This window comes from Streptomyces sp. NPDC097640, from assembly GCF_040302705.1.
In the GTDB taxonomy this organism is placed as follows: Bacteria; Actinomycetota; Actinomycetes; order Streptomycetales; family Streptomycetaceae; genus Streptomyces.
On sequence record NZ_JBEOSB010000018.1, the window covers coordinates 193,515 to 205,715 of the forward strand.

General features: G+C 71.3%; 11 protein-coding genes and 1 pseudogene. 8 read left to right on the plus strand and 4 right to left on the minus strand.

The annotated features are described in order from the left end of the window. Nucleotides 1-11 precede the first annotated feature (11 nt). A complete protein-coding gene (locus ABTY62_RS27620) occupies nucleotides 12-722 on the minus strand; it encodes a response regulator transcription factor (protein ID WP_311723815.1) in 711 nt (236 codons plus the stop codon). Between the two features lie 273 nt (nucleotides 723-995). Here ABTY62_RS27620 and ABTY62_RS27625 point away from each other — a divergent pair, with 273 nt between their 5' ends. From ABTY62_RS27625 to ABTY62_RS27660, 8 genes are all read left to right on the plus strand, one after another. Beyond that, nucleotides 996-1,772 (plus strand): amino acid ABC transporter ATP-binding protein, encoded by a 777-nt coding sequence (locus ABTY62_RS27625; RefSeq protein ID WP_352132101.1) that lies wholly within the window; start codon nucleotides 996-998, stop codon nucleotides 1,770-1,772. A gap of 106 nt (nucleotides 1,773-1,878) precedes the next feature. Continuing rightward, on the plus strand, nucleotides 1,879-2,784 hold the full coding sequence (locus tag ABTY62_RS27630) for a glutamate ABC transporter substrate-binding protein (RefSeq protein ID WP_311723817.1): 906 nt from the start codon (nucleotides 1,879-1,881) through the stop codon (nucleotides 2,782-2,784). Between the two features lie 72 nt (nucleotides 2,785-2,856). Next, on the plus strand, nucleotides 2,857-3,504 hold the full coding sequence (locus tag ABTY62_RS27635) for an amino acid ABC transporter permease (protein ID WP_352132102.1): 648 nt from the start codon (nucleotides 2,857-2,859) through the stop codon (nucleotides 3,502-3,504). Beyond that, the gene (locus tag ABTY62_RS27640) at nucleotides 3,501-4,442 is read left to right on the plus strand and encodes an amino acid ABC transporter permease (RefSeq protein WP_352132103.1); all 942 of its coding nucleotides are present in this window, start codon (nucleotides 3,501-3,503) and stop codon (nucleotides 4,440-4,442) included. The genes ABTY62_RS27635 and ABTY62_RS27640 overlap by 4 nt, the downstream gene beginning before the upstream one ends. 163 nt (nucleotides 4,443-4,605) lie before the next feature. Further along, nucleotides 4,606-6,348, plus strand: a complete 1,743-nt coding sequence (locus ABTY62_RS27645; RefSeq protein ID WP_352132104.1) for an FAD-dependent monooxygenase — start codon at nucleotides 4,606-4,608, stop codon at nucleotides 6,346-6,348. A gap of 102 nt (nucleotides 6,349-6,450) precedes the next feature. Next, nucleotides 6,451-6,540, plus strand: a complete 90-nt coding sequence (locus ABTY62_RS27650; protein ID WP_352132105.1) for a putative leader peptide — start codon at nucleotides 6,451-6,453, stop codon at nucleotides 6,538-6,540. 60 nt (nucleotides 6,541-6,600) lie between these two features. Further along, on the plus strand, nucleotides 6,601-7,158 hold the full coding sequence (locus ABTY62_RS27655) for a cupin domain-containing protein (protein WP_352132106.1): 558 nt from the start codon (nucleotides 6,601-6,603) through the stop codon (nucleotides 7,156-7,158). Between the two features lie 4 nt (nucleotides 7,159-7,162). After that, nucleotides 7,163-7,555, plus strand: coding sequence for a rhodanese-like domain-containing protein (locus tag ABTY62_RS27660; protein WP_352132107.1), 393 nt, complete (start codon nucleotides 7,163-7,165; stop codon nucleotides 7,553-7,555). Nucleotides 7,556-7,604: 49 nt separating this feature from the next. Here ABTY62_RS27660 and ABTY62_RS27665 read toward each other — a convergent pair whose 3' ends face one another. The 3 genes and pseudogenes from ABTY62_RS27665 to recA all read right to left on the minus strand — a co-directional run bounded on the left by ABTY62_RS27665 (nucleotide 7,605) and on the right by recA (nucleotide 12,063). Beyond that, nucleotides 7,605-10,160, minus strand: a complete 2,556-nt coding sequence (locus ABTY62_RS27665) for an FtsX-like permease family protein (RefSeq protein ID WP_352132132.1) — start codon at nucleotides 10,158-10,160, stop codon at nucleotides 7,605-7,607. Between the two features lie 164 nt (nucleotides 10,161-10,324). Beyond that, nucleotides 10,325-11,023: pseudogene (recX, locus tag ABTY62_RS27670) on the minus strand (recombination regulator RecX); the annotation flags it as partial. Then, on the minus strand, nucleotides 10,930-12,063 hold the full coding sequence (gene recA, locus ABTY62_RS27675) for a recombinase RecA (protein WP_352132108.1): 1,134 nt from the start codon (nucleotides 12,061-12,063) through the stop codon (nucleotides 10,930-10,932). The pseudogene recX and the gene recA, both read right to left, overlap by 94 nt. Nucleotides 12,064-12,201 lie beyond the last annotated feature (138 nt).

Consider the following 12,201-nt stretch of genomic DNA (forward strand, 5'->3'; position numbering starts at 1 on the left):
CTCTCGGGTCCTCAGCTCGCCGGTGACACCAGGCGGTACCCGACGCCGCGAACCGTCTCGATCAGCGCGGGCATGCGCAGCTTGGAGCGGAGCGAGGCGACGTGCACCTCCAGGGTGCGCCCGGTCCCCTCCCAACTGGTCCGCCAGACCTCGCTGATGATCTGCTCCCGCCGGAAGACGACGCCGGGGCGCTGGGCGAGCAGCGCCAGCAAGTCGAACTCCTTACGGGTGAGCGAGATGGTCGTACCCTCCACCGCGACCTGCCGGGTGGCCAGATCGAGGGTGACGGGGCCGATCCGCAGGGGTGCGTTGCGGCTCTCGGTGCCCTCCTCGGAGGCCGGGGCGGGGTCGGCCGGAAGCGTGCGCCGACTCACAGCGTGGATCCGGGCGAGCAGCTCCATGGTGTCGTAGGGTTTGACCACATAGTCGTCGGCACCGAGGTGGAGACCATGGATGCGGGATCTTACATCCGCCCGCGCGGTCACCATGATCACGGGAGTGGTGGTCCGCTTGCGGATTTTGCCGCACACCTGGAAGCCGTCCTGGTCCGGCAGCCCGAGGTCGAGCAGCACGACGCCGAACGGCGGCCCCGAGTCGGGCAGCAGCGCTCTGAGCGCCTCCTCACCGCTTCTGGCGTGCGTAACTTCGAAACCGTGCCTCGCGAGCACCGCGGAGAGAGCCGCGGCGACATGGTTGTCGTCCTCGACGAGCAGCAGCCTCACCGAGCCTTCCACCACCTTTCCACAGAGTGGCGCATGCGTTTCGCCAACATGGCCACAGGGCATCCACGCCCAGCAGGCGCGTGCTCGTCAAGACGCATCTAGTCACACTTAGGTTTCCGTTATGTAGCCGGTACGACAGCCTCGGACCGCGTTCACACAGAGTGCCGCTCCGCTGCCGGATCGTTATCCTCAATTTCCGCTCAGATGTAATGACGCTGGTCTCGGCGGCCCCCTAAGGTCCTCCCAACCGAGGAGGACGGAGCGAAACGCCGAATGAGCGAAGTACCGGTGACCAAGGACGCAACTCCCGTTGCGGACGCGTTGGTTGCGCTGTCAGGAGTCAACAAGCACTTCGGCGCGCTGCATGTGCTCCAGGACATCAACCTGAACATCGCACGGGGCGAAGTGGTCGTTGTGATCGGCCCTTCCGGGTCCGGCAAGTCGACCCTCTGCCGCACCATCAACCGCCTGGAGACAATCGACTCCGGCACCATCACGATCGACGGCAAGCCACTGCCTCAAGAGGGCAAGGAGCTCGCCCGGCTGCGCGCCGACGTCGGCATGGTCTTCCAGTCGTTCAACCTTTTCGCGCACAAGACGGTGCTCGAAAACGTGATGCTGGGCCAGCAGAAGGTGCGCAAGATAGACAAGAAGACCGCCGAGGAGAAGGCCCGCACGCTGCTCGACCGAGTGGGCGTGGGCAAGCAGGCGGACAAGTACCCCGCGCAGATGTCCGGTGGTCAGCAGCAGCGCGTGGCCATCGCCCGAGCGCTGGCCATGGACCCCAAGGCGATCCTGTTCGACGAGCCGACCTCCGCGCTCGACCCGGAGATGATCAACGAGGTGCTGGACGTCATGCAGCAGCTCGCCCGGGACGGTATGACGATGGTCGTCGTCACCCACGAGATGGGCTTCGCGCGCTCCGCCGCGAACCGGGTGGTCTTCATGGCCGACGGCCGGATCGTCGAAGAGGCCGAGCCCGAGGAGTTCTTCAACAACCCCCGCAGCGACCGGGCCAAGGACTTCCTGTCGAAGATCCTTCACCACTGAGGCACCACTGAGGCCCACACCCGGGTCCCCCGCACCTGGCTTCACCACTGAGCCCCGCACGGCTCACCTTCTGCACGCACGCACAACAAAACCTGAGGGATGCACGATGAGAATTCGTAAGACGGCCGCAGCGGCTTCGGTGGTTCTGGCTCTGGCGGCGACCGCTGCCTGCGGTGGCAAGGAAGGCACGGCCGGCGACAAGCCCAAGGGCGGCGAGGTCGTCAGCGGCGACTACACCGTCGCCAAGGACGTGAAGCTGGACTCGCCGACCCTCAAGGCGGCCCAGAAGCGCGGCAAGCTCATCATCGGCGCCAAGGCCGACCAGCCCTACCTCGGCTTCGAGGACACCACCGGCAAGCGCTCCGGCTTCGACATCGAGATCGCCAAGATGGTCGCCGCCGACCTGGGCTTCTCCGAGGACCAGATCGAGTTCAAGACGGTCGACTCCAACGTCCGCGAGACCTCCATCTCCAAGGGCCAGGTCGACTACTACGTCGGCACCTACACGATCAACGACGAGCGCAAGAAGCAGGTCGGCTTCGCGGGCCCGTACTACGTGGCCGGCGCGGACCTGCTGGTGCGCAAGGACGACAAGGACATCACCGGTCCGGACGCCGTCAAGGGCAAGAAGGTCTGTTCCATCGTCGGCTCCACTCCGCTCCAGGAGATCAAGAAGCCGAAGTACGGCGCCAAGACCACCGAGCTCGGCAAGTACTCGCTGTGCGTCAAGCAGCTGCTGGACGGCCAGGTGGACGCGGTCACCACCGATGACGCGATCCTCAAGGGCTACGCGGCCCAGCGCCCGAGCAAGCTCAAGGTCGTCGGCAAGCCGTTCACCGAGGAGCCCTACGGCGTCGGCATGAACAAGGACGACAAGGTGCTGCGCGACGCGATCTCCGACGCGCTCGAGAAGCACATCGGGAACGGCGACTACAAGAAGGCGTACGAGGGCACGCTCGGCAAGTCCGGCTCCGCCTACGTCGCCCCGAAGACGCCCCTGCCGCGCTACTGAGCCGGTTCTCCCCGTACGCCCTGAAGCCGGTGCGATCCGTCGTGCTGCCCTGACCGCTAGCGCGGAGAACAGATGAACCTACTCTTCGATTACTTCCCTGAGTTCCGCGACGGGTTCCTCGGCACCCTGTCGCTGACCGCGGCCAGCGCGGCGCTCGCCCTCATCCTCGGCATCATCATGGCCGGCTTCAGGGTGTCCCCCATACCGCCGCTGCGTGCCTTCGGCACCGCCTGGGTCACGCTGCTGCGGAACACCCCGCTGACCCTGCTGTTCCTGATCACGTTCTTCGTGATGCCCCAGATCCTCTTCCCCGGGACGAGCCCCTACAAGCTCGCCGTGGGGGCGCTGGGCTGCTACACCTCGACGTTCATCTGCGAGGCTGTGCGCTCCGGCATCGGCACCGTGCCGATCGGGCAGGCCGAGGCTGCCCGGAGCCTGGGGATGACCTTCTTCCAGACCTTGCGGCTGATCGTCCTTCCGCAGGCCACCCGGACTGTGATCCCGCCACTGAGCAGCATATTCATCGCTCTGACCAAGAACTCCGCCATCGCGGGCGCCTTCAGCGTCTCCGAGCTGTTCAGCGTCTCGAAGCTGCTGAGTGACAAGGGGTACGCGATCGGCTGGATCTTCCTGTGGATCGCGCTCGCCTACCTGGTCATCACCTTCTCCATCAGCGGGCTCTTCCGGCTGCTGGAGCGCCGCATGGAGGTGGCCCGATGAGCGCAAGCGTCCTGTACGACGCCCCCGGTCCCAAGGCCCGTATCCGCAACCGCGTGTACTCGGTCATCGGCGCTCTCGCCGTGATCGGCCTGATCGTCTTCGTCGTCGTGCGACTGAACAACAAGGGTCAGTTCGCGCCGGAGATGTGGGACATCTTCAACTACACGGGTGTCCAGAACGACATCATCGACGGCCTGCTGACCACCCTCCAGGTGTTCGCCGTGGCCGCGGTGCTGTCGCTGGCGCTCGGCGTGGTACTGGCCGTCGGCCGGCTCTCGGACCACAAGTGGGTCCGAGTGTTCACGACCGGATTCATCGAGCTGTTCCGGGCCGTCCCGCTGCTGATCACCATCTACGCCCTGTGGGTGCTCTTCCTCACCTACAAGAACGATCTGGGATTCACCGGTGACGGGACGGAGTTCTGGGCCCTGGTGGTCGGCCTGACCGTCTACAACGGCTCGGTGCAGGCCGAGGTGTTGCGGGCGGGCATCAACTCGGTGCCCAAGGGGCAGAGTGAGGCCGCCTACGCCCTGGGTATGCGCAAGACCCAGGTCATGGTGACCATCCTGATCCCGCAGGGTGTCCGCGCGATGCTGCCGACCATCATCAGCCAGCTGGTGGTCACCCTGAAGGACACCTCGCTCGGCTACGTCATCACGTACCAGGAACTGCTGTACAAGGTGCAGCACATCGCCGAGGTGACTGTCGTCAACGACGAGAGCCCCTACGTTCAGGTGATCATCGTCGGCGGTGCGATCTACGTGGCCCTGTGTCTGGCGCTGTCCGCCCTGGCCAACTGGATCGAGCGGCGCGGCCGGCGCGCCAAGAGCGGCATCGCGGTCGCTCCGGCCGAGCAGCCGGTGGCGGCGGGAGACGCGCTGGACGTCGTCGACCAGGCCGAGGTCGCCGGACCGGTCGACACGTCGAAGAAGAACTGACCGTATACCCGGTCCGACGGGGGCGGTGGCGTACGCGCCACCGCCCCCGTCGCTTGACGCGGGGACCCGCAGTGGGTTGCATACTTTGTGTGATCGCGCACCGGGTTTCAACTGCCAGTTTCCTCAACTCACGTACATCCCGCAGGGTCACGGGAACCGCGCCGTGGACCCGGTGATCGTCGCCGGGGCGGGCCCGGTCGGCCTCGCCCTGACCCTCGCGCTCGCGCACGCCGAGGTGCCCGTCATCCTGCTCGACGAGAGCCAGGGGGTCGACGAGCGCCGCCCTGCCCGCACGGCCGTGCTGCGCCCCGACACCGCCGCCCTGCTGGAGCGGCTGGGCTGCCGGGCAGCCCACTCGGCCGAGCCGTGGACCGGCTGGCGCACCCTGCGGCGGCGGCAGCTGGTCCGGCAGGTGTCCCTGGTGCCCGGTCGGCCGTTCCTGCCCGGCCAGGCGGACGGTCGCGTCCCCGGCGGTTCCGGCTATCACCATGACGTCGGCGCCGGGACGGACGGCGACGAGGCAGAGGAGGCGCTGCCCTCGCCGCTGCACCTGCCCCAGCACGAGCTCACCGGCGCCCTGCGCGCCGCGCTGGCCACCGTCCCCGGCGAGGACCTGGTCCGGATCGTTCCCGGTACCCGCCTGGACACCCTGGAACAGGATCCCCGGGGCGTCAGCATCCGCACACGGGGCGCCCAGAGCACCTGGTGGCGGGGCAGTTATGTGATCGGCTGCGACGGGCCCCGGTCCACCGTCCGCAAGCTCCTGGGTGTGCGCTTCCCGGGGCGCACCGCGGTGGAGCGGCACGCGGTCGCCGCGCTGCGCGCCGAACTCCCCTGGCCCGGTGAGGCCGTGCTGCACCGCTCCCCGCCGTGGCGCACCCTCGACGCGGAGGTGACCGCCCGCCCGCTGCCGCGCGGCGTCTGGCGGCTGGACTGGCTGCTGCCGCCGGGCCGTGACCTGGTCACGCCGGACGCGCTGGTCGCGCGGGTGCGCGACACCCTCACGGGGTGGTCCGGCGACCCCGCGCTCCCCTACGAGCTGCTGGACACCGGCGTGCACACCGTGCACCACCGGCTCGCGCTCCGCTGGCGCGCCGGCCGGGCCTTCCTCGCCGGGGACGCCGCCCATCTGCTCGGCGCGCTCGGCACCCAGGGGCTCGACGAGGGGCTGCGCGACGTCGGCAACCTCTCCTGGAAGCTGGCCCTCGCCTGGCATCACGGGGCGTCGGACGCGCTGCTCGACAGCTATCAGGCCGAGCGGCGCGGCGCCGTGAGCGCCCGGCTGCGCGCCGCGGACCAGGCGCTGCCGCTGGTGCGTGCCTCCGGCGGCTGGCACGCGATGCGGCGCTCCGTGCTACCGGGCGCGGTGCGTGCCCACGACGAGCTGCTCACCGACGGCCATCTGGGGCGCGGTCCCCTGGGCGAGCCACCGGTCCACCGCCGCTCGCCGCTCACGCCCGCGGCGGCCCCCGAGGGGTCGATCACGGTCGACACCGAGATCGGCGCCCTCGCCGCCAATGTGCCGGTGACCGCGTCGGACGGATCGCTCACCCGGCTGTGGGCGCGGCTGGGGCGGGAGCTGCTGGTCGTCCTCGTCGCCCCCGGCACGGGTGTGTGGGACCGCCGCCACTGGCTGCGCGCGGGGCTGATGCCCCGGCTTGCGGCGGCCGTCGCGGCGCTGCCGATGCGGGCCGAGCTGCTGGTCGCCGAGGAGTACCCGGGTGCCCCGGCCCACACCGTGCTGCTGGTGCGGCCCGACGGGCACCTGGTCGCGGCGCTGTCCGGGGTACGCCCGGCCGAGCTGTACGCGTGCGCGGACGCGGCGCTGGGCGGGAGGGCCGCGCGGGGCGGCGGCGCCGAGGAGGCGTCGGCGGAGGCGGAGGCGGGAACGACGGCGCACCGGTAGGGCGGCGCGCGGCAGGGTGCGCGCCGGGGCGTGGCAGGGGGCGTCCGCGGAGTGGACAGCAGTAGTTGACCTTGCTTTCCGCCCCGTGGTTGAGTACGCCTCGTGACCGACACTCAGCTGCCGCGCTTCTGGCGGAGAGTCCATGTGGACCTCGTCCGCTACGCGGGCTGCGTCTGTCGCCCCTCCTGTTGATCGGCTTTTTCCCGCGCGGCCAGGGCCGCGCCCCTTTCGCGATCATTCAGGACGGTCTCAGTGCCCGACGTAAGCACATCCTCCCCCGCCCGGCCCTCGGCACCCGCCGGGTCCCCCGCCGGCGGCTCGCCCGGCCCGGCCGAGCTCCTCGAGTTCGCCCGCCGTACCGCCGCCGACACCGCGCTCGTCGACTCCCTCCCCCTCGACCCGGAGGGCCGCACCTGGCTGCGGCTCGAGGGGCCGGGCGGCAGCGAGGCGTGGCTGATCGGCTGGCCTCCCGGCACCGGCACCGGCTGGCACGACCACGGCGGCTCGCACGGCGCGTTCGTCACGGCGGCCGGTGAGCTGCGCGAGCAGTCGCTCGCCGCGCGCCTGCCCACCGAGGGCTGGAAGACCCTCGAGCTGGCCGACGACGTCGACCGTGAGCGGTCGCTTCCCGCCGGACAGGGGCGGGCCTTCGGACCGCACCACGTCCACGAGGTGCTCAACACCTCCACGGAGCGGCACGCGGTCTCGGTACACGCCTACTACCCGCCGCTGCCGCTGATGCGCCGCTACAGCCGCACCGGACCGGTGCTGCGGCTGGAACAGGTCGAGCTGCCGGGTGAGTGGGAGTGATCCGATGAGCGAGAAGCGGAGCATCGACGAACTGCTGGCCGAGGCCCGTACGGACCTGGACCGCCTCGGGCCCGCGGAGGCCGCGGCGGCACAGGCCGAGGGCGGGCTGCTGGTGGACATACGGTACGCCGCCCTGCGGGAGCGCGACGGGACCATCCCGGGCGCGCTGATCGTCGAGCGGAACGAACTGGAATGGCGGCTCGACCCGCTGTGCGACCACCGGCTGCCCGAGGCCACGGACCACGATCTGCGGATCGTGGTCGTGTGCAACGAGGGGTACGCGTCCAGCCTCGCGGCGGTCTCGCTGCGGCAGCTCGGGCTGTCCCGCGCCACGGATCTGGTGGGCGGCTTCCAGGCGTGGCGCGCGGCGGGCCTGCCGGTGAGCCCTCACCCGTGAAACCTGCGAAACCCGTGAAACCTGCGCTCCAGGCCCGTCGACCGCCCGCTCATTCCTTGGCCGAGGCCAGATCCACCGGGCGGGCCGTCAGCGCCAGCCGCCCGGGCAGCACCGTCGCCGCGAAGGCCAGCAGGGCCGCGAGGCCCAGTACGAGCCCGTAGGCGAGCGGGACGACGGTGGGCGCCGCGCCGCCCGTCATGCCGACGCTGAACGCGGTCAGGACGGCCAGCGCCGTGCCGGTCCCCAGGACGGCAGCGATCAGCAGCAGGCCCGCCGTCTCGATCCGCAGCATCCGCAGCACCTGGCGCCGGGTGGCCCCGGCCAGCCTGAGCATCGCGAACTCCCGGCCGCGCTCGGCGGTGGACATGGCCAGGGTGTTGACGACGGCGATGGCGGTGAAGGCCACGATGAGGCCCATCGCGATGTAGTCGACCTCCGCGTTCGTCCGCGCGGTCGCGGCCCGCAGCTCCTCGACCCGGTCCGGGGTCAGGACCCGTACCCCCGGGAAGTCCCGCACGGCCTTCGCCAGGCCGGCCCGCGTGGCGTGGTCCGCGGCCACGAGCACCGACGAGGCCAGCGGATTGTCGACATGCCGCGCCACCAGGTCATGGGGCATGGTCAGATCGCCGAAGCCCAGTCCGCGGGCGTAGACGGCGACGACCGTGAGGGTGGCGCGGGTGCCGTCCCCGAGCGTGAGCTTCAGCGTGTCGCCGGGAGCCAGGCCCAGGCCGTCGGCCGCGACCTCGCTGACGGCCACCGTGCCGTCGCCGAAGCGGGCCAGGGAGCCGCGGGTCACGTCCGGGTCCCAGGTCCGGGTCAGCCCCTCGGGGGTGACGCCCTGGGCCGGGTACTTGTCGAGGCCGACGCGCACGGTGGTCCGCACCACCTCGGTCGCGGCCGTGACGCCGGGCGTCCTGCGGACCGCGGTGGCCGCCGCCCCGGGCACGCCCGGCCCCTGGGAGGCGAGCGTCCAGTCGGCGCGGTTGCCGTCCCTGGCCTGGCGGCGGGCGGCGTCGTCGAGCGTGGGGTGAAGGAAGAGGACCGTGGCGGCCATGCCGATCAGCAGCACGAGCGGGGTGACGGCGGTGGCCATCCGGGTGGCGTTTCCGCGCAGGTTGGCGGCGGCCAGCCGGCCCCAGGGCCGGGCCATGCGCAGCGGCAGCGCCAGGATGGCCACCGCCATGCGGACGATCAGCGGGCCGAGCAGCGCGACGGCCCCCGCGAGGACGACGACGGCGAGGTAGGTGACGGGCGTCGAGGCGGGCTCGGTGTGCAGATGGCCGAGGAGTACGACCAGGACCACGCCGCCGGCCAGCAGCGCCAGCCCGGCCAGCACCCGCCCCAGGGCCGGGCGGGGGCGCTCGACCGCGGCCTCGGAGAGGGCCTCGGCGGGCCGGATGCGGACGATCCGGCGGGCGGAGATGCGGGCCGCGGCCCAGGCGCCGAGCAGCGTGGTGCCCACGGCCGCGGCCATCGGGAAGAGTCCGACCGCGAGGTGCAGGGTGGCGGGGACGGCGCCGGTCGCCACGAACCGGCCGTACAGCCAGTGGGCGAGCGGCAGTCCGGCGAGCGAGCCCAGGACGCCCGCCAGCAAGCCGACGACGAGGGCCTCCCGGCCGAGGAGGCTGCGGATCTGGCCCGGGGTGGCGGCGATGGCGCGGAGCAGGGCGATCTCACGGTGGCGCTGCTGGATGGAGAGGGCGAAGGTGCCGACCACGACCAGGACCGCGACCAGCAGCGAGGTGCCGCCCATGGCGCCGCCCATGCTGACCAGGCGGGTACGGGCGGCCGCCGCGTCGGGGAATTCGGCGGGTCCGCGGTCGCCGCCGGTGTGGACCCGGGCCTTGGTGCCGCTCAGGGCCGCGGCGAGGTCCTGCTTCAACCGGGCGGGGTCCGTGCCCGGTTCGGCCAGCACACCGATGGCGGCGATCCGGCCGGGGTGGGCGGCGAGCCGGCCGGCCTCGGCGTCGGTGAAGAACAGGCTGGTCTGCCGGCGCAGATCGCCGTCGGCGGGCGCGGCGATACCGGTGACGCGGTAGGCGCGGGGGGCGGCGGTGGACTGGACGGTGAGCCGGTCGCCGGGCTCGAGACCGGCGCGGGCCGCGAGTTCGCGGTCGACGACGACATCCCCGGCTGAGCGCGGGGCGCTGCCGCGGGTGAGGGCGAACGGGGTGAGCGGCGCGGAGCTCCAGGCGTGGCCGTACGAGGGGGTGTCGCCGGGACCGGTCAGAACGCGGTCGTCGGGCGTCACCGCGTAGGCGGGGAAGGTGAGTTCGGGGACGGCCCGGCGCACGCCGGGGACGCGCTGGACGGTGCGCACCGTGTCAGACGGCAGCCAGACATGCTCGGCCAGCGGCTTGGCCTTGTGCTTGACCTTCGTCTTGCCCTTCTTGTGCTTGACGGTGGTCTTGTGCACGTTCTGGTCGGCCGAGACGACGACGGGGGCCGCGGCATAGCGCTCGGTGGCAATGGAGCCGCGCAGGCCCGTCTCCAGCAGCACCCCACAGGCGGTGATCAGAGCCGAGGCGCAGACCAACGCGAGCAGCGCGCCGATGAATCCGCCCTTGCGGGCGCGCAGGGTTCGTATCGCGTAGCGCAGCATCATGGCCCGCCGCGTGGGGTGCTCTGTCATAAGCGCACCATTCCACGGGGCCGGGGCCGGGGGCGCTCCTGCCGACCGGCCTCTTGATCGTCGGGTTAACCCCCCTTCCCCACGACCGGCGGGCACCCGGGACAGGCCCTCGCCCGGGATCACCGCGACCGCCCCGGCTACGCGTCGGGCAGATGCCGCTCCAGCAGCTCCGGGTCCTCCCCCTCCTCCTCCAGCGCGCGCCGCACCACCCGCAGCGCCACCCCCTCCGCATAGCCCTTGCGGGCGAGCATCCCAGCCAGGCGGCGCAGCCGCTTCTCCCGCTCGAGGCCGCGGGTGGCCCTCAGCTTGCGCTCGACCAGCTCACGCGCGGTGCGCTCCTCCTGCTCGGCGTCGAGCTGCCCCACGGCCTCGTCGATCAGGGCCGAGTCCACGCCCTTGGTGCGCAGCTCACGGGCGAGCGCGCGGCGGGCGAGGCCCCGGCTGTGGTGGCGGGACTCCACCCAGGCGTCCGCGAACGCCGCGTCGTCGATCAGCCCGACGTCCTCGAACCGGGACAGCACCTCCTGCGCCACCTCGTCGGGAATGCCGCGGGTGCGCAGCGCCTCCGCGAGCTGTCCGCGCGTGCGCGGGGTCCCGGTGAGCAGGCGCAGACAGATCGCCCGCGCCTGCTCCTCCGGGCTGCGCGGCGGCCCCTGCTCGGCCCTCGACGAGGAGGGGCCGCCGCTGTCCGGGCCGACCGGACGGCCGAGGCCGTCCGGCCAGTCGGTCCGCCGCGTCACGGTCAGCTCTTGGCCGCGGCAGTCTTGGCCGCCTTCGTTCCGGCCTTGGCCGCCGCAGCGGGCGCCGCCTTGGCGGGCGCGGCGGCGGGCGCGACAGCTCCGGCCGCCTCGGCGCCGGACTCAGCGGCCGGCTCCTCCCGCTTGACGCCGATGCCCAGCTTTTCCTTGATTTTCCGCTCGATCTCGTTGGCGAGATCGGGGTTGTCCTTCAGGAAGTTCCGGGCGTTCTCCTTGCCCTGGCCGAGCTGGTCGCCCTCGTAGGTGTACCAGGCGCCGGACTTGCGGACGAAGCCGTGCTCCACGCCCATATCGATCAGGCCGCCCTCGCGGCTGATGCCCTGGCCGTAGAGGATGTCGAACTCGGCCTGCTTGAAGGGCGGCGCGACCTTGTTCTTGACGACCTTGACGCGGGTGCGGTTGCCGACCGCATCGGTGCCGTCCTTCAGGGTCTCGATGCGGCGGATGTCCAGGCGCACCGAGGCGTAGAACTTCAGCGCCCGGCCACCGGTCGTCGTCTCGGGGGAGCCGAACATGACGCCGATCTTCTCGCGAAGCTGGTTGATGAAGATCGCGGTGGTTTTGGACTGGTTGAGCGCGCTGGTGATCTTACGGAGCGCCTGGCTCATCAGCCGGGCCTGGAGACCGACGTGGGAGTCGCCCATCTCGCCCTCGATCTCCGCGCGCGGCACCAGGGCGGCGACGGAGTCGATGACGATGAGGTCGAGCGCGCCGGAGCGGACCAGCATGTCGGTGATCTCAAGCGCCTGCTCGCCGTTGTCCGGCTGGGACAGGATGAGGGAGTCGGTGTCCACGCCCAGCTTCTGCGCGTAGTCCGGGTCGAGCGCGTGCTCCGCGTCCACGAACGCGACCGCTCCACCGGCCCGCTGGGCGTTCGCCACCGCGTGGAGGGTCAGGGTGGTCTTACCGGAGGACTCGGGCCCGAAGACCTCCACCACACGGCCGCGCGGCAGGCCGCCGACGCCGAGGGCGACGTCGAGCGCGGTCGATCCGGTGGGAATCACCTCGATCGGCTCGTTCGGCCGCTCCCCCATGCGCATCACTGCGCCTTTGCCGAATTGCCGTTCAATCTGTGCGAGGGCGGCGTCGAGCGCCTTCTCGCGGTCGGTTCCTGCCATGGGTTCCACCCGGTTTGCTTGAGTCGATCGCTTCACGTCCACGACGCTAACCCCTGCCACTGACAAGCGGCCCGGACGTCCTCGGCCTGTGGATAACTCAGGCGAGATCCACCATGAGAATGGATGTTCGATTTTTGT